The organism is Rhodococcus sp. SBT000017, assembly GCF_003688915.1.
In the GTDB taxonomy this organism is placed as follows: Bacteria; Actinomycetota; Actinomycetes; order Mycobacteriales; family Mycobacteriaceae; genus Rhodococcoides.
The window spans coordinates 2,527,439-2,550,969 of record NZ_REFU01000001.1 but is presented as its reverse complement, the minus strand read 5'-3'; the positions used below and the strand labels follow the sequence as shown (position 1 = coordinate 2,550,969).

Here is a 23,531-nt window from a genome sequence, read left to right as displayed (position 1 = left end):
TCACGGCCGGGATCGATCGACCAGGATTTTTCGCATCCAGCCGTACACTCTCTCGTCGTTGAGCAAAGTGAAGTGATGCGCGCTGTTGATGGCCAGACCGTCGTCGGGACGAAGTCCTATGTTGCGCAGTTTGTTCCGTCCGCCGGCGCTGTCGGTGCGTACCAGGCCGTCGCCCACGAAGATTCCGACCGGGTGTCGCGGGTTTCCGGTGACGACCGCGGACGCGTGATGATGCCGTACCCCCTCCTGTACCGAGATGTCCGCGGCAACTCCGACGTCGAATCCGTCGGCGTAGCTGGCATGTCCCTCGTCTGCGGTGATCGATCCGTAAATGAGGTCGCGGACTCCGGCGCTTCGACGCGCCAGTAGGTTTGCGAACGGCCGGGTCTCGGGCGCGAGTGCCAGAGCTGCTGTGGCGACGTGAACGCCGCGTGCGAGCGGCGCACCCAGATGTGGTGTTCCCAAGGTGAATACGTCCGTCAACAGGTCCACCCATCGGCGGCCGCTCTCCGCAGCGTGGTGTGCTGCGCTGCGCGACACCAGGCCTCCCATGGAATGACCGACCAGGGTGATTCGATGAACCCGTACGGGCCATGCCGGCACGAGCTGTTCCAGAAGGTCCGACAGGTCCGCGCCGTTGGTGGCGATGCGACGTCCGGTGTTGTAACGCAAGAAGATCGAGGTGGTGTCGGCTTCGGAACCCAGCCGCTCCCCGTACGTGGGTCGCCCCCCGAGCCGCCATGCCGATTCGGTTTCGACGAGCCCGTGGAGGAACAGCACGAGGTGTGCTCCCGCCTCGGGAAAAGCGGTGGCCAGAGCGCGGTACCTCGGGGGCACAGGGCGTCCGTCGACGCGTATCGACATCGGGTAGGCGAGGACTCGGGCGGTGTGCTCCATGTCGTCGCCGATGAGACCGTGCAGGATCGCGATGGTCTGTGCGCCGTACGTGGTGTGCGACGGCGACGGCCGAGGGTCGTCCTCGGTCGCTTCGTCGTCGGCCACTTCGGAACTGCCGGTCAGCGCACTGACTGTTTTGGCTGCGCCGGTGCAGGCGGCCGCGATGGTCGCGTAGGTGCCGGCGGCGATCGCGTCGTGCATCAGCTGTGTCGGTAGGACGGCGGGGCCGACGCCGAGTCGCACGGCAGCGAACGTGCGTCGTGCGATGGCCGAGTGCACTTTGCGAACACCACCCGCGGCCGACGCCAGCTCGCGAAGAGCGAGCTCACCGAGCTCGCCCCACTCCTGGGTGCTCTGAGATGTGGTCCCCACGCAATCGAGTGTACGTGTGTCCACTGAAACGGTCGGCTCAGTCGCGGCGACCGACCACCGGGTTGAGTTCGGAGGCCGCGAGACCGCCGGGCTCGACGCCGGGAAGGAACTCGCGCCACGTGCCGCTGATCAGCGTCGGCGATTCCACGACACGAGCCCCGTCGGCGAAGTAGGTGGTCGCCAACGCTCGGCGCGGCTGTGTCGTTCGGTTCGGCCCGGCAGTGTGGAAGCACAGCGCGGAGTGGAAGGACACGTCTCCCACTTCGAACGGCTCCGACGACACCGCGACGTCACGCTCGACGAAGCGATGGGCGACGGCCTCGTCGTACGACGTGCCGACCTTGTCGAACTCCAGGTCCGCGACCTCGGCCAGCACCTCCCGGCCGCGGGCGAACGACAGCGGACCCATTCGGCCGGGGATCGCCGACATCGGCATCCACGCGGTGACCGCCTGGACGGTCTGCAGCGGGAAATGCTCCGCGTCGTGGTGCCAGGGTGTGCGGCCGCAACCGGGCTCCTTGGACAGCGCATTGTCGTGGTAGAGCCGAACGGCCGGTTCTCCGAGCAGGGCTGCGGCCAGGCCCCCGATCCGGGGAGACAGCGCTACGGCGCGCATCAGGTCGTCGTGGAGCCACATCTGCTCGAGCGCGGTGAACCGGCCTGCGACGTTCTCACCATGCTCGGCGCGCAGCAGATCCTCCAGACGCTCGGCGAGGCGTCGTACCACCGCAGGCGACAGGACGGCCGGCAACTTCACGAACGCTTCCCGAGCGAAGGATTCGACCGCGGACGAGTCGAGCTCGTACGGCTCGGCGAGCTCACGCTCGACCTGCTCGTCGGATGCCGCCGGGGCGTCGGGTAGGCCGGGCCCGTCGACCAACTCGGTGGGTGCCTGGTCGTTGGCAGCAAGCGTGACGTACCAATCCCACCAGTCCTGATCGTCGCCGGCCCAGTCCTGGTCGATACCGCCGGCGCGATTCTGCTCGGGGAGCCGTTCGTTCGTCAGATCCACAGGTTCGTTCAGAGCCACAGCAGGGCTGCCTCGTGGGAGAAGGTGTAGGAACCCGACGCGTCGCGGCAGGAGGCGAGGTAGTCGCCCAGCACCGGCGCTGCTTCCATCTCCTCGAGCGACACGGAGTCGTCGAAGGCGCAGCGTTGCAGAAACCCTTCGACGACAACGCGATCGGACGTACCGGTGGTGTACGTGACGCGCTGGTCGCGCACGTCCGCGCCGGCTCGGATCAGCGCGTCACGCACCTGCTCGGCCGTCGTGTACGGGGTCGCTTCGCGGACGCCTGCCCGGAAGGCGTCGTAGAACGCCAGGTAGTGGGAGGCCGCCGTGGCCTGCGCGACCAGACCGAGGCCGCCGGGGGCGAGCGCAGCCACGAATCGTTCGGCTGCGGCGTCCAACTCGGCGGGCGGAAGGGCGTAGAGCGCGTGGGTGGCCCACACGATGTCGTACCCGGTCCGATCGGCGGGCAGGTCCTGCAACGTCATCACCAGCTCGTCTCGGGGTACGAACGGCGCGTCGAGCGCCCCGCGTGCCTCGGCCACCGAGAACGCAGACGGGTCGAGCAGGTCGTAGGCCACCTCGGGAACGCCGGACAGATCGGTATAGCGACGCAGCGCGGTGGGAAACTTGCCGCTGCCGCAGGCCACGTCGAGCAGCGACCAGCCGTCGTGCGCGTGCTCGGCCAGCAGGGCGGGCCAGTCGGCTGCCAGTGCCAGTTGGTGGTAGTCCTCGGTGGCCAGGGCGTAGAACGCCTCCATGCCCGTTCGGCCGGCCTCGCTCCAGTGGTCGAGACTGCGCTCGGCTGTGTCTCCGTTGCTCATGGCACTCCTCTCGGGAAGCCAACCGCAACGCATTCCTGGCTGCGTCGTGGTTCACTCGATGTGGTGTCCAACATAGCTCCGACTTCGTCGACCGACACCGCGGCCGGGTTCCTCGACGCGTTACGCGCCCTGCGGCGTGGCACCGGGCCCGTGGCCGGTCTCGAGCCCGGCTCCTACGCCCGAGACCACGCCGCTGTCGAGCGACTGTCCGACCAGCGCAGTCTGATCGCCGAACACCTCGCAGCCAGGCTGGTGCGGATGGGGGACCGGCCGATCTCGGTGCTGTCGGTGGGGTGCGGTGACGGGTCGCTGGACGTCCGGCTCGCCGCTGGTCTCGTGCAGCGAAAGTCCGGCCGACCGGTCCGATACGTCGGCATCGACCCCTGGCCCGGGAGTGTGGAGCTCTTCACCGCCACGATGGCTGCGCTGGGGGCCGACGAGCTCAGCGTCGGGGCGCACGTCGCGTCCTTCGACGACGCCCCGGTGGACGAGACCTTCGACGTGGTGCTGTTCGTGCACTCGATGTATTACGTCGCCGATGTCGGGGCAACATTGCGTGCCGCGCTGAACCTGCTGCGGCCCGGCGGTGAGCTGTGGGTGGCCATCGCACCGTCGGCGGCGCTCAACGCGCTGGTCGGGGTCCTTGCCCCGCCTCTGGAGGGCCACCGGCAGTGGTTCAGCGCGGATGTCGAGAAGGCCTTCGTCGACGGCGGGATCGCGGTCGACGACGTGGTCACTCTGGACGCGCTGGTCGACCTCGCCTCCGCGAGCGACGAGGTTCTCGACTTCGCGGTCCAGGCCCGGCTCACTCCCGAGTTGTACGGCCCCGTGCGGGCCTATCTCGCCGCGGTCTCGGTGCCGGGCACCGACGGCAGACTTCGGGTGCCCCATCCGGTCGACGTGTTCGCCGCAACCCGTCGTTGACCGGTCGAGCGAAGAGCGGGCCCGACGACGGTCGTGTAGTGGTCGGGCTGTCCGGATGCTCGGTGTCGTCCGCACCCTCGTCGTGTACGAGCAGGAAATAACCACGGTATCCGCAGCCAATGAAGAGACGGCCCACCGTTGCTGCTGGACAATGACCGCATGACCCGACGACTCACCCTCAGCGGCGACGCACTCCTGAAGATGATGAACGTCGCGCATCAGCTGGGTGGTGGCCGTGACCTCGACGACATCTTGCACATCGTTGCTCGCACTGTGATCGAGGTGATCGGTTTCGACGCAGTCGCGGTCAACGTCCGCCGCGACGACGGCGACCTGGAAGTGAGGGCTGTTATCGGCCCACCCGAGGTAGAACAAATACGCGGGGGGCGCATGTCGGAACTGCAGTGGCGTGAGTTGCTCGGGTCCTGCGAACGATGGGGTGGACTGTTCTTCTCACGGGTCCTGGAACTCTCTCCCGACGTCCCGAGTGCCGACCCGTGGCGCGAGCGATTGTCCGGCCCCGACCAGCGTGGTGTTTCGTCGTCGACAGTCGACGCGTGTGAGCCCTGGCAGGCGGAGTTCGCTCTGCTGGCACCGATATGGTCCGAGGGTCGAATCGATGGAACGCTGCAAGGCGTGATCAGCCTCGACCTGCCTCGGAGCGGCCGTACTCCCGACGCCGAGCAGCGGATGTTGCTCCACCTCTTCGCGATTCAAGTCGGAATCGCCCTCGACCGGGTGTCCGAGGCAACCCACGCCTCCGACCGTGTCAGCCTCTACCGCTCGGCATTCGCCGAGTCGCCGCTCGCAACGGTGCTGTTGGACGCGCAGTTTCGCTTGACCGACGTCAACGACGCCTTCCTTCAGTTGGCCGACGCGGTACCCGGCGAGTTGGATCAGCGACACCTGGAGGATCTCCTCGACATCGGTTCGGCGGAGTGGGCAGCGCGACTGGGCCGACTCGAACCGGGGAAGGCGGTATCTGTGTCGAGCGAGCTCCGCCTGCACCATCCTCGCGGTATCCAATGGGACCGCTGGGTGGAAGTGACGGTCCGTCGGGTGGACAGCATGAACGACGAACCCCGGTACGTATGCACTCTCACCGATCGCACCGACGCCCGTAACGAGATCATGGCGATCCGTCACCGAGCCGACCACGACGCGCTCACCGGTCTCAGTGCCCGACCCGTCTGGTTGTCGGATCTCGAGAATCGACTGATTCGGCGTACCGCCACGAGACCGGACGTTTTCGAGGTCGTGGGAGTCTTGTTCTGCGACCTCGATTCCTTCAAGCGGGTAAACGACATCGCGGGACATCACGCCGGTGACGAGACTCTCGTGACAATCGCTGGACTGCTGATGCAGGTGACCGAGCCCGCTGATTCGGTATGTCGTTGGGGCGGTGACGAATTCGCGATAGTGACCACTCGTGACTCAGTTGCCGCACTGACCGACCTGGCCGCGGCGATCACCTCTGCCATCGACGACATGGCAGCATCGGCTGATCCGGCGGACCCGGTTGCCGGAGTATCGATCTCGATCGGAATCGCGGCCACGCACGATACGACACGCGTCGAGTCGGCCACGATGTTCACCGAACTCGCAGACAGAGCTCTGTACCGCGCCAAGAGCGACCCGCACAACCGGATACGGATCACCGAGATCTGAGATCAGCATCTCGAGTGCTGACGACGTTCATGTCCTGTCCCCTTGCCGCGTCCGACGGCGAATCAACTCCTCGGATTCGGACAACTGCCGCCGAACGGTGTCGGACATCCAAGAGTGAGGAGCCGAGCCGATGATGCAGGCCCGCGACCGATGCGGTGTTCGGAGGGCTCAGATACGCACCGGCATGCCCGGTCGGCGAACTGCTCACTATCAGCCGGTGCAGCGAACCCGATGGGACGCTGTGCAAGGACGTGGCGCTGGACCGGCTACTCGGTCCGGATCGTCGATCTGGCAGATGAATATTCGATCTGCTTCAATTTTTGATGTCCGATACTCGCGTGACACTTGCGGCGCAAGCTGATTTCCGAGAAGTACGCGTCCGAGATCGATGAACTGCACTCGGCGTGGACCGTGCAGACCCTGGACAGCTTGGGCGGGCACTGACGGCGGTTCCCGCCTCCGGTCGGGTCAGGACGATGCCGGCGAATCGATCGACGCGAGGAAGTACGTGTCGCTGAACCGAAAGTCTGACCCATCCAGTGGACGGAGGAGCTCGCCCTCCTCGATAGTGGTCTTATGGACACGCTGAATCCCGATGTACCGGATGACGTCTTCGCGGACGTGTTGAAGCAGATCTCGCAGTTCGTGCGATCGCGTGTCGTGCCTCGCGAACTCGAGATCATGAACACCGATTCGATTCCCGAGGATCTGCGGAGGCAGGCTGCGGAGATGGGCCTGTTCGGCTACGCGCTTCCGCAGGAGTGGGGTGGGCTGGGCCTGAACCTGATTCAGGACGTCGAGTTCGCGATGGAGCTCGGGTACACCTCGCTGTCGCTGCGATCGATGTTCGGCACCAACAACGGGATCGCCGGGCAGGTGCTCGTCGGATTCGGAACCGAGGAGCAGAAGGCGACGTGGCTGCCGGGCATGGCAACCGGCGATATCGTCGCCTCCTTCGCGCTGACCGAGGATGGGGCAGGGTCGAATCCGGCAGGCTTGAAGACGACGGCGACGGTCGACGGCAGCGGCTGGATCATCAACGGCAGCAAGCGATACATCACCAACGCGCCGATTGCGAACATGTTCGTCGTCTTCGCCAAGTTGGATCCGAAACCGCAGAGCGGAAACGGGATCGCGGTGTTCCTGGTTCCCGCCGACACCGCCGGGATCGAGGTGGGCGTGAAGGACGCGAAGATGGGCCAACAGGGGTCCGGCACCGCTGATGTGACGTTCACCGACGTGAAGGTCGAGGCCGACGCACTGGTCGGCGGCAACAGTGACATCGGTTACAAGGCAGCGATGACGTCTTTGGCGCGGGGACGGGTGCACATTGCCGCGCTGGCCGTCGGTCAGGCGCAGCGCGCGCTGGACGAATCGGTGTCGTATGCCGCGGCGTCCACTCAGGGCGGCGAGCCGATCGGGAATTTCCAGTTGGTGCAGGCGATGATCGCCGATCAGCAGGTCGGTGTCATGGCGGGGCGGGCGATGGTGCGTGAGGCGGCGCGGGCGTGGGTGCAGGAGACCGATCGGCGTATCGCGCCGTCTGCGGTGAAGCTGTTCTGCACCGAGATGGTGGGCAAGGTCGCTGATCTGGCCGTCCAGATCCACGGTGGCGCAGGGTACATGCGGGATGTGCCGGTCGAACGAATCTATCGCGATGTGCGACTGCTGCGCCTGTACGAGGGGACGAGCGAAATTCAGCGACTGATCGTCGGAGGCGGCTTGATCCGCGCCGAACAGAAGCGGACCTCGTGAACGCGCCAGGTGGAGGCACTCCGGGCATGTCCTTCCGAATCCTTCGCTCCGACCACGTCGGCTTCGCCGTCGGTTCCCTCGATGACGCCCTTCGGTTCTGGACCGACGGTCTCGGCGCGACCCTCGAACGGACGGGGGAGATGGGCGGGGAATTTCTGGGAGAGGTCACCGGAGCGCACGGGGCGGCAGTCCGAATGGCGGTGGTTTCCGTTGCAGGTCAGACGATCGAGCTGCTGGAATATCGCGATGTGGAGGGGGCGCGGGGGTCGTCTCGACCCTATGATCCGGGTTTCGCGCATCTTGCCTTCGAGGTCGACGACATCGATGCGGTCCTGACACGAATCGCGGACTTCGGTTGGACGGCGCAGGGAACTCCACAACCTATTTCCGGCGGTGCCAAGGTGGGCACCCGCGTCATGTACGCGGTGGGGCCGGATGGAGAAACCATCGAATTCATGGAGCTGCCATAGTGACGATCAATTGCCCAGGAATCAGGTACCGCAGAAGGTCTGAAAGCCGGCACTGAAGTTCTCGGGCGCAGGCAGGGCGTAGTCCGACCTGTCCTCGCGTCGGTCGAACGGTGACGTGACGACCTCGAGCAGACGCTCGAAGGGTCCGAGATCGCCGTTCGTCGCAGCCTGGAGCGCAGCGTCGACCAGGTGGTTGCGGGGGATGTATGCCGGGTTGACGCAGTCCATACCGTCGGCGACCGATGAAAAGTCCTGTCCTCGAGCCGAAACCGCGGCCCGCCAAACCTCCAGCCAATTCCTGGACGCATCGGGTGGGACCAGGGAGTCGAACGGTGCCGAGTTCCCGCGTAGGTTCTCGGCGAGGGCGCGGAAGGTCAGGGTCCAGTCGGCGCGGTGGTCCGTCAGCAGCCGGTGCAGGTCGTCGACGAGCGCCGCGTCCACGGCGTCGTCTTCCAGGCCGAGTTTGGCAGCCATCGCGGCAGAGTAGTGCTGCCGGTAGCGATCCCCGTACGTGTCCAGGATCGCGGTCAGGGCGGAGATGGCGTCGTTCGGCTCCGAATTCACCAGTGGCAGTAGTGTTTCGCCGAATCGCGCCAGGTTCCATCCGAGAACGGCGGGTTGGTTGCCGTAGGCGTAGCGTCCGCCGTGGTCGATGGAGCTGAACACCGTGGCGGGATCGTAGGCGTCCAGAAAGGCGCACGGCCCGTAGTCGATCGTCTCGCCGGAAATCGTCGTGTTGTCGGTGTTCATGACACCGTGTACGAATCCGACCGACATCCATTGTGCGACAAGGGACGCCTGAGCCTCGACGACGGCCTCGAAGAATGCGAGGTAGCGATCCTCGGGTGCTCGCTCGACGAATTCGGGGTAGTGGCGGGCGGTCGCGTAGTCGGCGAGGGTCTGCGCGAGTCCTTCCCGCCGAGCAGCGAACTCGAAGGTGCCCACCCGCAAATGGCTCGACGCGACCCTGGCGAGTACCGCGCCGGGTTGCGGGCCTCCCTCTCGCACGACCTGTTCCCCGGTCGTGACGACTGCGAGTGAGCGGGTGGTGGGGATGTGCAGCGCATGCATCGCCTCGCTGATCAGGTACTCGCGCAGCATCGCTGCCACCACCGCGCGTCCGTCACCACCACGTGAGAACGGTGTTGCGCCCGACCCTTTGAGATGTAGATCGACCAGGCGGCCCCGATCATCGCGAAGTTCGCCGAGGAGCAGCGCTCGGCCGTCGCCCAGCAGTGGCTGGAAGCTGCCGAACTGATGACCCGCATAGGCCATCGCCACGGCGCTTGTCTCGGCCGGAGGAACGGACCCGGACAGCACGCCTGCCCCCTCGGCGGTGGCCAAGGATGCCGGGTCGAGCGCGAGTGACCGGGCCAGGCCGTCGTTGAGGACCAGCACGCGAGGATCCGGTGCGTGGGCACCCTGCCACGGCACGGTGACGCCGGGAACCTGGTCGACCAAGGTCGACTCGAACCCGAATGCGGGCAGACTCGTGGTCGAAACGCCCGGTCCGGAAGATTCGCTCATTGTTCAGGGGTACCACGAATCGTGGCACCCAATCCCCTGGGGCTCTGGAGTCCGAGGCCGATCAGGGACGAGAGACTGCCGTCGCGCTGGAGTTCTGCTTCCCCTCGACGGTCTCGTACCCGGCCGCCGCGTCGAAGCGGATGTGCACCCGTCCGTTGTCGCCGTCGACGGATACACGCGCCCGCACTCGATACACCTCGGCGATGAGTTCTTCGGTCAGCACCTCCGCAGGTGTGCCGCCTGCGACGACCTTGCCGTCCTGGAGCACCAACACCTCGTCGCAGAACATCGCGGCCAGGTTCAGGTCGTGCAGCGCGACGATGCTGGTGATCGGCAGACGAGCGACGAGGGCCAGCAACTCGAGCTGGTGATGGATGTCGAGGTGGTTGGTCGGCTCGTCCAGCAACATCTCGCGGGGATGCTGAGCGAGTGCGCGTGCGATATGTGCCCGCTGCTGCTCACCGCCGGAGAGTGTGCGCCACAGTCGATCCGCTTTGTCGGTGAGTCCGGTCTGCGCGAGCGCATCGTCCACTGCGTCGTCGTCCAGGTCGCTTCCCCCGAAGGTCCCGCGATGCGGGATGCGTCCCAGACGCACGACATCGCCGACCGTCACGTCGACGTCGGTGTGGGCGTGCTGTCCGACGACCGCGACGGCGCGGGCGATGTGTTTGCGTTTGAGCGAACCGAGCTCGGCACCGTCCAGTTCGACGACGCCGGAGGTGGGCGACGCCGCCCCGGCCAGCAGGTGGAGCAGCGAGGACTTGCCGGAACCGTTGGGCCCCAACAATCCCACCGTTCGGGCGGGCGCGGGGTGCAGCGTCACTCCGTCGACCACCAGAGCGCCGCCGCGCTTCCAGGAGACGTTCGACGCGCGCAGTGTCATCGAATTCCTCTCTTGCGGGCCATGATTGCGATGAAGGCGGGAACGCCGACCAGTGCGGTCCCGACGCCCACCGGCAGTGGGGTAGGGGCGAAGGCGACTCGGGAGACGGCGTCGACCCACACCATGAAGATCGCGCCGATGATGGCAGTGGTTGGCACGAGGCGGCTGTCGTTGGGTCCCACCAACAGTCGCGCTGCGTGCGGAAGAATGAGGCCGACGAAGCCGATGGCACCGGCCACGCTGACCAATGTCGCGGTGATCAGGGCGGTACCGACGAGCAGTGCCAGGCGCACCGTCTTGACGTCGAAGCCCAGCGAGGATGCCACCGAGTTGCCGAATGCGAAGGCGTCGAGCACGTACGCGTAGTAGCAACACACCACCGCGCCGATACCCGCCACCGTCACGCACAGCACGACGTCGTTCCATCGCACCCCCTCGAACGATCCGAGGAGCCAGAACATCACGCCGCGGGTCTCGTCGGAGTCCGCGAACGCGAAGATCACGAACGAGGTGAGCGCAGAGAACAATTGGGTGGTCGCGACACCGGCGAGGATGACGCGGTCGTTTCCGCTGCCGGACATGCGGGCGAGGAAGAGCACCAGAGCGAACGCGACGAGCGCGCCGATGAACGCGCCTCCCGACAGTCCGAGTGCGGCACCTCCGACACCGAGAACGCCGACCACGACGGCTCCCGTCGACGCACCCGAGGACACCCCGAGAACGAACGGGTCCGCCAGCGGATTGCGCAGAAGCGACTGCATGATGACGCCGCAGATTCCGAGCCCGACGCCACTGGCGGCGGCGACCAGCGCTCGGGGCAGCCGTTCCTCCCAGACGATCGCGTTCTTCGACACCTTCACCGGGACGTCGGTGACGCCGAGGTGATTGAGCACCACATCGCGGACGTTGACCAGCGAGATGTTCGCCGGCCCGAGCGTGATGGCGACGAGAATCGACACCACGCACAGCACGACACCGCCCAGCAGGGCCAACACCCAACGCCACAGGTGGCGGGAGGTCTGCGATCGCTTGGCGGTGCGCCGGGGGGTGATGGTCGCGGTCAGGACGACAGTCCCAGGTCGCGCAGTCCGGCGGACACCTTCTCGACGCCGTCGACGGCCCGGATCGACGGGTTCATCTCCGCACCGTGCAGCGAGATGTAGCGCTTGTCGCGGACGGCGGCCATCGTGCTGGTGACGGGGTCGGACTCGAGGAATGCGATCTTGTCGGCGAGCAGGTCACCGGGAAAACGGTTGCGCGCCAGGTCGCCCAGAACCAGGACGGTCGGATCTCGATCCACCATGGTCTCCCATCCGACGGCAGGCCAGTCGTCGTCGGTATCGGCGAAGACGTTCGTCATCCCGACCGTTCGGGCGAGCAGATCGGCCGAGCCGCGTCCGCCTGCGATGTACGGGCTCTTGGTGTCCGCGAACCAGAATGCCACGGAGACATCGGATTTCGCCGTGGTTGCGGTGGCGTCGGCCATGCGGGTCTTCAGTTCGTCGACGAACTCGGCACCGCGGGCGTTGACGTCGAAGATCGCTGCGAGTTCGGTGATCTCCTGGTACAGGGACTCCATGGTGAGCGGCGTCGTTCGGGTGTTGCCCCCGTTGACGCTACGACCGGCGTCGCAGTCGGTGGGGGAAAGATACGTGGCAGCACCGGTTTCGGTGAAGCGCGAACGCTGCGCGACGCCGCCCTGCTCGAAGTGGCGTCCGAACGATGCGGTGACGAGGTCGGGTTCTTTGTCGACCACGACCTCGTAGGTGGGAGCATTGTCGGCCAGCCGGGGAACCGATGCGTTCGCGTCGGCGAGGTTCTCGCGGACCGGATCGGTCCAGGACGCGGTGCCCACCATACGGTCCTGCACACCCAGTGAGAGAAGAATTTCGGTGGAGTTCTGATCGAGCGAGACCACTCGCTGCGGGGCGGAGTCGAAGGTGACCGACTCGCCGCAGTTCTCGATCGTCAGCGGATACGACGTCCCGCCATCGGTGGCTTCCGCGGCCGCGTCGGGTACCTCTTCGGATGCCCCGCACGCGACGAGCGATCCGACCAGGGCAGCAGCGACGGCGAGGGTGCCTGCGCGGCGACGAACGTTGAGCACGTGAAATGTCCTTCGGGGTTCAGACAGCAACGAGCCGCCGGGGATTACCCGACGGCGCAGCACGCCCGTGGCGCGCATGAGCACAGGCTAACCTTTGGTCGACGGTGATGGAAATCGTCTGCTCCGGGGCACCGGCGAGGAACCGGCCTGCGCACGCGATGCCCGCGGCACAATAGCGATGTGACCGACTTCAACCAGATGATCATCGAGGAGTTCCGCGGAAACGGCGGACGCGTATCCACGGCCGGCTTCGGCGACTCCCTCGTCGTCGTGCACTCGATCGGTGCCAGGAGTGGCGAGATCCGGCTGAACCCGCTGATGGCAATTCCCGAGGAGGGCAGCTGGTTGATCGTCGGCTCGGCAGCCGGTTCACCCAAAGACCCTGCCTGGGTTCACAATCTGCGCGCACACCCTGCCGTCGACATCGAGGTGCCGGTGGACGGCGCGGTACAGACCGTCGCGGTGAAGGCCTCGGAAGTCCCCGATGTCGAATGGGACAGCAGTTGGCAGAAGTTTCTCGATGCCTCCTCCGGATTCGCGAAATACGTCGAGACCGCTGAAGGCCGTCGATTCCCGATCTTTCGGCTTGCTCCCGCTTGAACTGATGCAGGCGCTACATCGTTCCGCTTTCAACGAGCATCGCGCCCCCTGGCAGAATGAACCCGTCGCCACGGGACTCGGGGTCGGCTCGGTGCACGAGTGTCGAGTCGTGGTGGCGTCACCCTCGTACCCGAAGGCCACATCCACATGCATCTGCTTCGACGATGGTGGTCGTTTCCCGCCGATTTCGCCTGGTCGGCCGCCTACCATCGGATGAGTCCGCTGCTGAGCCACGTCCACGTCGCGGTGGGCATCTGGTGCGGGTTCTTCGCGGCTCTGTGCGTCGCCGCTGCTCATACTCCTGCAGGGTTCGACTCCGGTACTTCCGAGAAAGCCGGCTATGCGATCGCTGTGGCGAACACGGTGGTCGGAGTCGCCTGGGTCCGCGGACCCTTTCCTACCGAGAAGGTGTCTCGGTTGTTCGTCGCCTACATCGAGGTGGCGATCGCAGCCGTGTTGTTCCTGTTGGCCGATCCGTTCGTCGCGCTCCCTGGGGCAGCGGCCCTCGGGATCATCGGCAGCTACATCGCGGTCTTCCACAGTCCGAAGTTGTTCGTGGCTCATCAGACCTGGTCCGTTGCGGTGACCGGAGCCCTGTTGTTCAGGGCTGTCATGGAGCCTTCGGCCGATGTGGTCCTGGCGTACGCCTACCTGATTCTTCTGACCTTGATCTTGTTCTCTGCGCCGATACTGACCCAGTCACTTCTGTTGTTGTTGCGCAGCGACGCGGCCACTGCCTTCTACGATCCGCTGACCGGGCTCAGAAACAGGCGAGGATTGGACGCTGCGATCACTCAGCGAGGCAACGACCCGGACGGGCACGGCAGCACAGCGGCTGTGCTCGTCGTGGATCTGGATGGATTCAAGCTCGTGAACGACCGGTTCGGGCACGCACACGGTGACGTAGTACTTCGAGTGACCGCCGAGGCGATCGACGCGGCATTCCCGCCGCCCGCCATCACCGCGCGCACCGGCGGCGAAGAATTCGCGATCCTCACCTACGTCGACACAGACGCGGCGATCGAACAGGTCGCCGCGCTACAGACACGACTGGCAGCAGACCCGGAGGTGGGTGTCACAGTGAGCGTCGGCGTTGCTCACCTCGAGGCGACGTCCGTTGCTCGTGACTTCCGCGAAGCCTGGAGCCGAGCGGACGTTGCGATGTACGCCGCGAAGCGGGCGGGCGGAAACTCGGTGTCGTTCGACCTGTGAACGTTCGAGGAGTCAGTCCTTCGGAAGTTCATGACATGCTCGATGAATGCCCATGCCCGACTGGCAGGACCAACCGGCAAATCGCGAGTACAAACGGAAGCTGCGCGATCTGCAGATTCCGATTCCGCGATGGTGGCCGGGTCGGATGAACATCGAGATCGTCGGCGGCGACCTCGAGACCGGTGCGGTGGTTGCCCATCTTCCGGTCGAGGGCAACCCCTACTTCGCCCGAGTGCCGGCCCACAGCCCGACTGGTGGCAACACCGATGTGACGCTGGCCGATCTCGACCGCAACCACGTACGAACCGAATGGGTCGACGGCGACTGGAAGTACATCGTGTTCGGTCGCGAGGAACTCGACGCGGTCGATGTGGGACACATCAGGATCTCGATGCGTTCGATCTCTCTGGAGGTGTCCAGTAGGGCAGTCACTTTCGATCCCACCGATCACGAACTGTTCGTCGTACAGGCCCTTCGGTTTCGATTGGCAACTGCTACAGAACGGCTCCGTCCATCGGTATGGAGACCGTTTCGGACTCGACACCGCGAGCGCACACCTGGCAGATCTCGACTATGTGGTGCACTCCCTCGATGCCGGCCTCTGGCTCGATACTGCCGATATGCATACGGCCCTCGCTACCGCGTTGTCCTTTCCTGGCTACTACGGACAAACCTCGACGCACTGAACGATTGTCTCGGTGACGTGGGGCGGTACAGCTACGGAAGCGAATCGAACAGTGCCGGAACAGTGTTGGCCATCGCCGGCTTCGATTCTCTTCTCGATATCGATCGACCGACGGCGCTGGGGGTGCTCGACGTATTCGCGCGCCAAGCTCGGCTGTCCGCGCTGTACGGGCACGCAATGTTGTGCCTTGTCGAAACCGCCGGTGACGAACTCGGAAAAGTAGGCGGCACGGACGTCTCGCAGGCGACGGTGACGGGGTTCCCGCCCGACCCGCCCGAGCCGTTCGACGAGTCGACCATCATCGAGTTCGGGTTTCAGTTCTACGCAACGGCAGATGAAGCCGAAGATCTCGCCCTTCGGTTGGAGTCGGCGACGGCTCCGATTCTCGACGAGGTCGGGCGATACTGCACTCGTGTCGATCTGGCGTCGGAACGTGCGGGGCAATCCGATGAGCGACACTCGAGCTCGTTCAAGCTTCGTGGACCCGGACAGGACCTTTACGAGATATGCATTGCCACGCGGGGAACAGGAGATCGCAGCGTGCTCGGCGAACGGATTTTCGAGGCCGTCACCGGGCGCGGGCTGCCTTTCGAGCAGATGAGCGAGACTCCGTTCGGTGGTCCATTTCTGGCCGATGCGTTCGAGAAGTACCCGTCGCTCGGTTGACTTCCGATCCGCGCAAGCTCACGGCCGCGGAATTCTCGCCGACCCGCAGGTGAACAACCGAGAACGGTTGGCGTAATAGACTTCGACACCGGTTGGCGACCTCGATGCCCGACGCGTTGCCACGCAGCAGATCCGCTGCGACCCAAAGTCGGAAGGTCCCGAATCGGACACGACAACCGTGAGTTCGCGGGTTTCGGATATCGGTTCAGGACTTGTGGACCGGAAGGTGCCAAACGGCTTCTGTTGGGGCACAATGCTCCTCGAACGGCACAACTCGACGACGGGGACGAGATATGCGAATCTTTGCGCGAACCACCGGTGTTGCCGCAGCAGCGGCCCTTCTGCTACTCGTATCGCCTGCGTCCGCGCTGGCTGCCGAACCCGGGGACGTCACCTACTCGTTCACTGCTGTCGGTTCGAGCGTCGAGAACACGATCACGAACAACTCGGGCAGCGTGATCACCTGCGGGACGTCGCTCGCGCCGGCACCCGACGGAGTGCTTCCCCCGGTCGGTGAAGTGATCGGAAACGGACAGTCCCTCTACAGGGGCGGGGAGGTGCCGGCAGGCACCACCACGCAGGTGGTCACCGACGTGCCGGCAGGCACGTACGTCGCGTTGGCGTCGTGCACGCTGACCGAGGGTGACTCGACGACCGCGTGGATCTCGGACTACCCAGGTCTCGACGAGTTCTTGGCGCAGATCCCCTGGACGTCGTACACGGTGGAACAGGCCTCCGCCATCGTCACCGTCCAATAACGCACAGGGATTCGACGTGGCCGCAACCCTGGAGCAAGCCTCCTATGTCTTTCGTGAATGGCACAAGCGCATCGAGGAACGCGACGCGCCCGCTCTGTCGGAGCTCTACGCGGCAGATGCGGTTCTCGAAAGCCCCCTTGTGCCAGTGCTGTTCGATCTGAGATCCGGAATAGTCCAGGGAAGAATCGCACTCGACAGCTTCCTGCAGGAAACGACGCGAAAGCGATTCGACGAGAACACATCGCCGTCGCCCCACGGCAGGGACATCTTCACGTTCGACGGGCACCGCCTGGTCTGGGAACACCCACGCCAGACGACGAACGGCGACAAACTCGATCTCGTCGAGATCGTGGAACTGGACGGCCCCCTCATCTCGAGGCACCGAATCTATTGGGATTGGCACGGTATCGCGCACATCGATACCTCCGACCGATCTCGAGTCACTCGAAGGGATCGAGTCAGCCCGAGCTGAGGGTGTCCCTCACCCCGATGGCGTTATCCGATTTCGGCTCAGTTCTCCATACACTGAAGCCCGTGACTCGGGTGAGCGGTTCCCACGGCTCCGATCGTCGTCGTCTTCTGGCCGACGGGGCTATCGAACTGCTGGCGACCGACGGTGTGCACGGACTGACTCACCGTCGTCTCGACAAGGCGCTCGGGATTCCTGCCGGTTCGACCTCGAATGTCTTTCGTCGGCGCATCGATCTGCTGCGGGCCGCGCTCGATGCGCTCGTAGAGCAGGAAATGGTGGTCGTGCACGACGCTCTGGGCGACCGTGAGCCCGGTCCGTGGAGTGGGTCCACCGCCGCCGATGTATTCGCCGACGTGGTCGACGCGTGGCTGTTGCCGGTCAATCGCACGTTGCTCGTCGCGCGCTACACGCTGATTCTCGAGTCCTCACGATCCGACGAATTGGCACCGTTGTTGATCGCCGCGCGCGGCCGCTTCACGGCGTTGGCCGAGTTGCTCTGCGCCGCAGCCGGTGTCGGTTCCGAGGACGCCTCTCTCGACCCGGCGATTCAGCTCGTGGCCTGGGCGGACGGTGTGCTTCTCGCGCACGTCACCGCGGGAGTCCGGGCACCGACGCGCGCCGACGTCCAGCAGGTAGTTCGTAGGTTGCTCGAGCCCTGACGTCGATGTCGTGTTCTGGTCTCGAATCGCTCTGCGGGTCGTCCGCGTACGGTATCGGAAAACTACGATCGTAGTTTCCGTCGAATCCGACGGGGGGGGATCCTGGGGCCGAGGGGTGGACGATGATCGAGGAACGAACGACTTTCACGGTGGACGGTGTCGAGGTAGCCGCAGTGATGACTTTGCCCGAGGGCGAGCAGGTGATGCCGTGCCCGGCCGTGTTCACGGCTCCGGGATTCGCCGGAGTCAAGGAGATGCTGATACCGAACTACAGCGCCGACCTCGCCGCCGGTGGGGTGGCGTCACTCGCATTCGACTACCCGGGATTCGGCGCGAGCGGAGGCGACGTACGCCAGCACATCGATCTACCTCAGCAACTGCGGTCCTTTCGTGCCGCGCTCGACGTTCTGGCGCGCGACCCACGCATCGATTCCGAGCGAATTGCCGTGTGGGGAACCAGCATGTCCGGAGGACACGCCATTGCTGTGGCCGCGGAAGATCCGCGAGTGAAAGCGGTGGCCGCGATCATCCCGTTCATCCACCTCACTCCCACCGGCAATTTCGAGCTCGCACCGGTCATCGTTCGGGACGCACTACGACGTCTGTTCCGCAGGCCGGGACTGACCATCCCGGCGGCGGGACGGCCGGGTGAGGTGGCGACGATGAATTCGGACGGAGCCTACGAATGGTCTCTCGAGATGGCGCGCGGAGCGGAGAACTACCGCAACGAGGTGACCGTTGCTTCGCTACCGGCCATGTTGCGGTGGTCGACGCGCAAGGCGGCAGCCCGTCTCACCGTTCCGGTTCTCGCGATACTCGCCGAATCCGACACCATCACTCCGCCCGTACGGGTGCGCAAGGCACTGTCCCGCGTCGACGGTGTCGAATATGTTTCCTACCCCGAATCGCACTTCGAGCTGTTCACCGATCACGCTGAGGCAGTTCGTAAGTCGACGGTGAAGTGGTTGGTCTCGAAGCTGGGAGAATGACTCGCAGCGCGTGACGTGCTGGGGTTGTCAGTGCGCGAGGGCCTGCTGTCGGTCGGCTACACGGGCGGCAACGGCAGAAGCGAGATCGGCGACCTCTGTAGCGAGTTCATCGCGACTTCTGGTATCGGTTTCATGCAGGAAGGTCGTCGATCCGACTGTGGCACCGCAGTATTCGACGATGCCCCGTTCGATCTGCGTTCGGAACGCGTCGTACACGCCGTGGCGTTCGAAGCTGTCGGCGTCGTCGCCGGCAAGGGGGACCAGGTGAACGGTGAGTCGATCAAGCTTCTTGACGATGCCGTATTCGGCAGTGAGATCGTAGGCCCATCCGCTGACGAAGACGCGATCGATCCACCCTTTGAGCAGTGCCGGCATGGACCACCAGTACATCGGGAAGACCAGAACCAGGTGATCGGCGCGGTCGATTCGTTCCTGTTCGGCACGCACGTCAGCGGGCGTGATTCCCTTGCCTCGAAACAGATTCAGGTCGCCACCGGCGAAACGTGGATCGAAGTTCTCCACGGCGAGATCGGCCGTCTCGACGGTGCCACCTGCGGTGCGGATCGCGTCCGATACGGATCGGGCGACGTGGTGGGTGAGGGAGTCGGGGTCGGAATGGGAGACTACGACGAGTGCGGTCATGGCTGATTCCTTCGGGTGAGGTGAAACGGCTATGTACCAAGAGTAGGTTACTATTCGTATATAGCGCAAGGAGGTGCCCGATGGCCCGGACGCGACTGTCTCGTTCCGACCGATACGACCAGTTGGTGGAGGTCTCGTGGGCTCTCGTGCGAGCGGAAGGGGCCGACGCTCTGACGCTCGGCCGACTCGCCGAACATGCCGCCGTCGCAAAACCCGTGGTGTACAGCCACTTTGCCTCGCGTGCAGAACTCCTGGCCGCACTGTTCACAGAATTCGACGACCGGCAAACGGTCATGCTCGAGGAATCCCTCCGCTCCGCGCCCACCTCGTTGAACGGACGCGCACAGGCCATCGCCAACTCGTACGTGGGATGCGCGTTGGCGCAGGGACGTGAGCTGACGGGTGTGCTGGCGGCACTGGAGGGCTCGCCCGAACTCGAACAGGTCAAGAGAACGGCCGAACGGGCGTACTCCGATCGATGCCGGTCGATTCTCGAGCCGTACAGCGCCTCCGGCGGGATCTCGGCATCGTCGATCACGGCGATCTTCGGTGCAGCGGAAGCACTGTCACAAGCGGCGGTTTCGGGCGCAATCGCACCCGAGGAAGCGACAGGCGAACTGGCCGAGTTGATCATCGCCGTCGTGGGGAAGCTCTGACCCCGCAGCTCACTCGGCGATGAACATCGGCCTACCGACAACCGGATCTGCCACTACTCGGGCGCGGATCTCGAATACGTCCTCGAGCAGCGTCGGTGTCACGATGTCGCGGGGATGACCGTCGGCAACGATGACACCATCCCGCATGGCCACGATTCGATCGCAGTACCGCGCCGCTTGATTGAGGTCGTGCAGCACCATCACCACGGTCTTCCCGCGATTCGCGACCAGATCGGCGACCAACTCCATCACATCGATCTGATGACGCACGTCGAGATACGTGGTGGGTTCGTCCAGTAGCAGAATTTCGGTTTCCTGCGCCAAAGCCATTGCTATCCAGGTGCGTTGACGCTCCCCGCCGGAGAGTGAATCGACAGTGCGGTCGGCGAGGTGGAGGATTCCGGTCGAGGACATCGCTGTGTGCATGGCCTCGTCGTCGTGCCGTCTGAGCATCGACAGTGCCCCGAGCCTCGGATATCGCCCCTGTTCGACGAGCTCTCGGACGCGCAGTCCCTGCGGTGCGATGGCGGTCTGGGGCAGGATGGCGAGTCGTCGGGCCGTCTCGATCGACGACCGATCACGCAGAGGGGTGCCGTCCAGTCGTATCTGTCCGTGCAGAGGGGCCAGTACCCTGGCCAAGGCCATCAGCAACGTCGACTTGCCCGATCCGTTGGGGCCGACGAGCGCGGTGACCGTTCCCTTCTCGATGGCGATCTCGAGGTGCTCCGAGACCGTCCGATTGCGATACCCGAGCCCGAGGTCGACGGCCTCGAGAATCGGTGTGGTGCCGTACCCCGTCATCGGGCATCCTTTCTGATCAGCCAGATGAGATAGGGAGCGCCGACGAGTGCCGTCACGGCCCCGACCGGGAGCCCTGATACATCGGGTCCGCTGCCTGGGATGTCGATCGACGCACTGAAGGCGAGTAGGTCTGCGGAGGACAGCAACACGGCACCGCCGATCAGGCTGACCGGAATCAGTCCCCTGTGGTCGCCGCCGAGCGCGGCCCGCGCGGCGTGAGGTGCGATCAAGCCGACGAACGCGACGGCACCCGCGGCCGTGACGGCCGTTGCCGTTGCCAGTACCGCGATGGCGAGCAGCAACATTCGAGTCCTGTGGGGGCGAATCCCGAGGCCGGTGGACGTCGCGTCGCCGAGCACAAGCGCATTTGCGCGCGACGCACACAGCAGCCCGGCCGGTATCAGTACGATTGCCCAGGGCCACAATCGATTCCAATCGTCCATCGTCCTGGCATTGAGAGAGCCGATCAGCCATCGAAGGACCACGCCCATCGGTTGTGCATCGACGACGAGCAGCAGTGAGGTCGCCGCGGACAGGACAGCGCCGATGAGGATTCCCGCGACCGCCAGTGAGCGTCGGCCCAGGAGGTACAGAGCCAGTCCGGCACCTGCGGCACCGAGTAGTGACGCCAGGGGTGCGGTACCGGGGGCGGGCAGCACCAGAATCGACACCACAACGCCCAGTGCCGCACCGGATCCCACGCCCGTCGTCGACGGTTCGGCCAGTGGGTTTCGCATGACCGCCTGCAGCAACACTCCGGCCAGTGCCAGGAGTGCGCCGGCAACCAATCCTACGAGCACTCGTGGAAGACGGTAGTTCCGAACGATGATCTCGTGTGCTCGCACCTCCGACGTGCCGGTCAGTACCCTGATCACTTCGGTCGCTCCGAGCTCGCTGCGCCCCGAGACGAGGTGAAGTATCAACAGGCCTGCGATGCACGTCATCCCGATCGCCACGAGGTGTCGAGCCTTCATCGCGTGGCGGACTGTCTGTGCAGAGCGATCAGCAGTGCCGGAACGCCCAGAAGCGTTGTCGTGATACCCACGGGAATCTCGATCGGATACAGCACGATTCGCGATGCCAGGTCGGCGGCGGCGAGCAGGAATGCGCCGACGATGGGCGTGAGCAGGAATATCCGCCGCGAACTGGTCGTGTGCAGAGCCCATCGAGCCAGATGTGGGGACAGCAACGCGACGTAGGCAACCGGACCGCACACCGAGGCCACCGCGGCGGTGAGCGCAGCGGCGCACACCAGTGCGGTCAGCCGTGTCGGTACCACGGAGATGCCAAGTCCCGCAGCCACATCGTCCCCGAGTGCAAGGGCAGCGACTCGATGCCGCATGAGCAGAGCGAGCGGGATGAAGACGGCAAGCCAGGGTGCCGCGACACCGAGATGGCTCCACCCTCGCTCGCCGAGACTGCCGAGCAGATACCGAAAGAGCAGGGGCAGGTTCCCTTCGGTGCCCAGGCTGACCAGCGCAATGACCAGTCCCGACGCGAGAGCGCTTACCGCAGCGCCGAGCAGTACCACCCGGTGCGGGTCGCTGGTCGGTCCGACGGTGGTGATCACCGCGATGCCGGCGACAGCTGCGCCGCACAGTGCCAGATAGGGAAGTGCTGTGAGCGGCAACGGAATGGCAAAGACGGCAACGGCCGTCATCGCGACAGCCGCGCCGGAGGACACACCCAGAATCTCCGGACCGGCAATCCTGTTGCGCAGTACATCCTGCATCAACGCTCCCGCCAGTCCGAGGGCCGCACCGCTCACCAGGCCCAACAACACACGCGGCAGTCGAATGAGCGCAACGTGCGGATGGAGGGGATTCGACGGGTCGAGCACGGCGTCGAGCGCGCGCACCGGATCGAGGGTCGGCTCACCCAGGCACAGAGCCAGCACGATCACGGCGATGCAGGCGCAGGTACCCGCAGCGCGAACCCCTCTATCGGTAATGGTTATCATTTCGGACACATCATTCTGGAAAGGAGTTCCCATGCGCAAGTTGTCCGGCTCTTCTCGATTGTTCGGCGCACTCGCAATCTCGGTGTTCGCGCTCGCGGCCTGCAGTACTGCCGATGCGGGCAACGCTGACTCAGTGCCTGCGGTCACGGTCACCGACGACAGCGGAACGGTGATCGAGCTCGATGCACCCGTCGAGCGAATCGCGTGTCTGACGCTCATCTGCGTCGACGCGTTGAAGGAGGTGGGCATGACCCCCGTCGCCTATCGTGAGGAACTTGCGGCCGATCCCCGCTATGCCGGCCCGGATGCCGACATGCGCAAGATCACGGGCGGATTCGGTGAAGAGAACGTCGAGGACATCGCGCTCTCGGAACCGGACCTCGTTGTCGGACTCGGAGGAGTGCAGGACGGGTTGCGCAGTGCCGTCGAGGAAGTGGCACCGATGTACCTGGTGAACCCGACTTCCTGGCGAGATTCGGTCGAATTCCTCCGCACGATAGGCCATGTGACGGATCGGCAGCAGCAGGCAGACGCCGCTGCCGAGGCGTTCACCGCCGAGGTCGATGCAGTCGCGGGCAAGTGGAGTGGCCTCACGACGCTGTCGATGTACGGCGAACCGGGCAGTCTCGGCGTCGATTCCGTCGACACCCCCGTCGGCTCGCTTCTCGCGGAGGTCAGTGACTATCCGTGGCAGGCGGGAACCGATGCCTTCGCGACGGTATCGGTGGAGCAGATCGCGTCGGTGGATCCGGATGTGGTGTTTGCGCAAGCATTTTCATCGGGCTCCGACAGTGAGCCTCTCTCGGACCGGCTGGCGAGCAATCCGCTGTGGTCGGGTGTGGCGGCGGCCCACAACGATCGGGTGATCGAGGTGGACGCCGGGGTATGGGCGACGGGGCGCGGAACGATCTCGTTGCGCATGGTGCTCGCCACTGTGACGAATGAGCTCGAAAGTTCGTGATCCTTATTGAAAATGATTATCACTTGACGTAGGG

Annotated in this window: 24 protein-coding genes; 13 read left to right on the top strand and 11 right to left on the bottom strand. The window is 65.0% G+C overall.

Going from position 1 to position 23,531, the window contains the following annotated elements; all coding sequences use genetic code 11:
• From AYK61_RS11725 to AYK61_RS11715, 3 genes are read right to left on the bottom strand one after another with little or no spacing between them, the layout of a single operon-like run.
• Positions 1-1,269 (bottom strand): triacylglycerol lipase, encoded by a 1,269-nt coding sequence (locus AYK61_RS11725; protein ID WP_121870935.1) that lies wholly within the window; start codon positions 1,267-1,269, stop codon positions 1-3.
• A gap of 37 nt (positions 1,270-1,306) precedes the next feature.
• Positions 1,307-2,299 carry a phytanoyl-CoA dioxygenase family protein gene (locus AYK61_RS11720; RefSeq protein ID WP_121870934.1) on the bottom strand — a complete coding sequence of 331 codons (993 nt, stop codon included), beginning with the start codon at positions 2,297-2,299 and terminating at the stop codon, positions 1,307-1,309.
• On the bottom strand, positions 2,290-3,102 hold the full coding sequence (locus AYK61_RS11715; RefSeq protein WP_183130246.1) for a bifunctional 2-polyprenyl-6-hydroxyphenol methylase/3-demethylubiquinol 3-O-methyltransferase UbiG: 813 nt from the start codon (positions 3,100-3,102) through the stop codon (positions 2,290-2,292). The genes AYK61_RS11720 and AYK61_RS11715 overlap by 10 nt, the downstream gene beginning before the upstream one ends.
• 63 nt (positions 3,103-3,165) lie before the next feature.
• Between AYK61_RS11715 and AYK61_RS11710 the strand changes: the two genes are divergently transcribed.
• The 4 genes from AYK61_RS11710 to AYK61_RS11695 all read left to right on the top strand — a co-directional run bounded on the left by AYK61_RS11710 (position 3,166) and on the right by AYK61_RS11695 (position 7,919).
• Positions 3,166-4,026: a bifunctional 2-polyprenyl-6-hydroxyphenol methylase/3-demethylubiquinol 3-O-methyltransferase UbiG gene (locus AYK61_RS11710; protein ID WP_147458312.1), complete on the top strand. Its 861-nt coding sequence runs from the start codon at positions 3,166-3,168 to the stop codon at positions 4,024-4,026.
• A gap of 159 nt (positions 4,027-4,185) precedes the next feature.
• Positions 4,186-5,694, top strand: coding sequence for a diguanylate cyclase domain-containing protein (locus AYK61_RS11705; protein WP_259468019.1), 1,509 nt, complete (start codon positions 4,186-4,188; stop codon positions 5,692-5,694).
• A 576-nt stretch (positions 5,695-6,270) separates the two neighbouring features.
• Positions 6,271-7,449 (top strand): acyl-CoA dehydrogenase family protein, encoded by a 1,179-nt coding sequence (locus AYK61_RS11700; RefSeq protein WP_121870931.1) that lies wholly within the window; start codon positions 6,271-6,273, stop codon positions 7,447-7,449.
• A 26-nt stretch (positions 7,450-7,475) separates the two neighbouring features.
• Positions 7,476-7,919 (top strand): VOC family protein, encoded by a 444-nt coding sequence (locus AYK61_RS11695; protein ID WP_121872688.1) that lies wholly within the window; start codon positions 7,476-7,478, stop codon positions 7,917-7,919.
• A gap of 21 nt (positions 7,920-7,940) precedes the next feature.
• Here the strand turns inward: AYK61_RS11695 and AYK61_RS11690 are convergent, their stop codons facing one another.
• The 4 genes from AYK61_RS11690 to AYK61_RS11675 all read right to left on the bottom strand — a co-directional run bounded on the left by AYK61_RS11690 (position 7,941) and on the right by AYK61_RS11675 (position 12,436).
• On the bottom strand, positions 7,941-9,446 hold the full coding sequence (locus AYK61_RS11690; RefSeq protein ID WP_121870930.1) for a YdiU family protein: 1,506 nt from the start codon (positions 9,444-9,446) through the stop codon (positions 7,941-7,943).
• Positions 9,447-9,507: 61 nt separating this feature from the next.
• Positions 9,508-10,329 carry an ABC transporter ATP-binding protein gene (locus AYK61_RS11685; RefSeq protein ID WP_121870929.1) on the bottom strand — a complete coding sequence of 274 codons (822 nt, stop codon included), beginning with the start codon at positions 10,327-10,329 and terminating at the stop codon, positions 9,508-9,510.
• Positions 10,326-11,324: a FecCD family ABC transporter permease gene (locus AYK61_RS11680; RefSeq protein WP_397484778.1), complete on the bottom strand. Its 999-nt coding sequence runs from the start codon at positions 11,322-11,324 to the stop codon at positions 10,326-10,328. Before AYK61_RS11680 ends, AYK61_RS11685 begins: the two co-directional genes overlap by 4 nt.
• Before the next feature lie 65 nt (positions 11,325-11,389).
• Complete coding sequence (locus AYK61_RS11675; RefSeq protein WP_259468018.1) at positions 11,390-12,436, bottom strand: ABC transporter substrate-binding protein; 1,047 nt, start codon at positions 12,434-12,436, stop codon at positions 11,390-11,392.
• Between the two features lie 180 nt (positions 12,437-12,616).
• Between AYK61_RS11675 and AYK61_RS11670 the strand changes: the two genes are divergently transcribed.
• The 7 genes from AYK61_RS11670 (at position 12,617) to AYK61_RS11640 (ending at position 18,477) form a co-directional block, all read left to right on the top strand.
• Entirely contained in the window at positions 12,617-13,036 is a 420-nt protein-coding gene (locus tag AYK61_RS11670) for a nitroreductase/quinone reductase family protein (RefSeq protein ID WP_121870928.1), read from the top strand.
• Positions 13,037-13,135: 99 nt separating this feature from the next.
• Positions 13,136-14,248 (top strand): diguanylate cyclase, encoded by a 1,113-nt coding sequence (locus tag AYK61_RS11665; protein ID WP_259468017.1) that lies wholly within the window; start codon positions 13,136-13,138, stop codon positions 14,246-14,248.
• Positions 14,249-14,294: 46 nt separating this feature from the next.
• The gene (locus AYK61_RS11660) at positions 14,295-15,599 is read left to right on the top strand and encodes a hypothetical protein (protein ID WP_121870926.1); all 1,305 of its coding nucleotides are present in this window, start codon (positions 14,295-14,297) and stop codon (positions 15,597-15,599) included.
• A gap of 293 nt (positions 15,600-15,892) precedes the next feature.
• A complete protein-coding gene (locus AYK61_RS11655; RefSeq protein ID WP_121870925.1) occupies positions 15,893-16,357 on the top strand; it encodes a hypothetical protein in 465 nt (154 codons plus the stop codon).
• Between the two features lie 16 nt (positions 16,358-16,373).
• Positions 16,374-16,829: a nuclear transport factor 2 family protein gene (locus AYK61_RS11650; protein ID WP_121870924.1), complete on the top strand. Its 456-nt coding sequence runs from the start codon at positions 16,374-16,376 to the stop codon at positions 16,827-16,829.
• 62 nt (positions 16,830-16,891) lie between these two features.
• The gene (locus AYK61_RS11645; RefSeq protein ID WP_147458311.1) at positions 16,892-17,488 is read left to right on the top strand and encodes a TetR/AcrR family transcriptional regulator; all 597 of its coding nucleotides are present in this window, start codon (positions 16,892-16,894) and stop codon (positions 17,486-17,488) included.
• Positions 17,489-17,610: 122 nt separating this feature from the next.
• Complete coding sequence (locus AYK61_RS11640; RefSeq protein WP_121870922.1) at positions 17,611-18,477, top strand: alpha/beta hydrolase; 867 nt, start codon at positions 17,611-17,613, stop codon at positions 18,475-18,477.
• Positions 18,478-18,504: 27 nt separating this feature from the next.
• Here the strand turns inward: AYK61_RS11640 and AYK61_RS11635 are convergent, their stop codons facing one another.
• Positions 18,505-19,119: an NAD(P)H-dependent oxidoreductase gene (locus AYK61_RS11635; RefSeq protein WP_121870921.1), complete on the bottom strand. Its 615-nt coding sequence runs from the start codon at positions 19,117-19,119 to the stop codon at positions 18,505-18,507.
• A gap of 80 nt (positions 19,120-19,199) precedes the next feature.
• Here AYK61_RS11635 and AYK61_RS11630 point away from each other — a divergent pair, with 80 nt between their 5' ends.
• Positions 19,200-19,775, top strand: a complete 576-nt coding sequence (locus tag AYK61_RS11630) for a TetR/AcrR family transcriptional regulator (RefSeq protein ID WP_121870920.1) — start codon at positions 19,200-19,202, stop codon at positions 19,773-19,775.
• 9 nt (positions 19,776-19,784) lie between these two features.
• Here the strand turns inward: AYK61_RS11630 and AYK61_RS11625 are convergent, their stop codons facing one another.
• The 3 genes from AYK61_RS11625 to AYK61_RS11615 are packed head-to-tail and all read right to left on the bottom strand — an operon-like array spanning position 19,785 to position 22,536.
• Positions 19,785-20,576, bottom strand: coding sequence for an ABC transporter ATP-binding protein (locus AYK61_RS11625; protein ID WP_121870919.1), 792 nt, complete (start codon positions 20,574-20,576; stop codon positions 19,785-19,787).
• Positions 20,573-21,550, bottom strand: coding sequence for an iron ABC transporter permease (locus AYK61_RS11620; RefSeq protein WP_121870918.1), 978 nt, complete (start codon positions 21,548-21,550; stop codon positions 20,573-20,575). The genes AYK61_RS11625 and AYK61_RS11620 overlap by 4 nt, the downstream gene beginning before the upstream one ends.
• A complete protein-coding gene (locus AYK61_RS11615) occupies positions 21,547-22,536 on the bottom strand; it encodes an iron ABC transporter permease (protein WP_183130245.1) in 990 nt (329 codons plus the stop codon). Before AYK61_RS11615 ends, AYK61_RS11620 begins: the two co-directional genes overlap by 4 nt.
• A 31-nt stretch (positions 22,537-22,567) precedes the next feature.
• Here AYK61_RS11615 and AYK61_RS11610 point away from each other — a divergent pair, with 31 nt between their 5' ends.
• Positions 22,568-23,497 (top strand): ABC transporter substrate-binding protein, encoded by a 930-nt coding sequence (locus tag AYK61_RS11610; RefSeq protein WP_183130244.1) that lies wholly within the window; start codon positions 22,568-22,570, stop codon positions 23,495-23,497.
• The last annotated feature ends 34 nt before the right edge of the window (positions 23,498-23,531 follow it).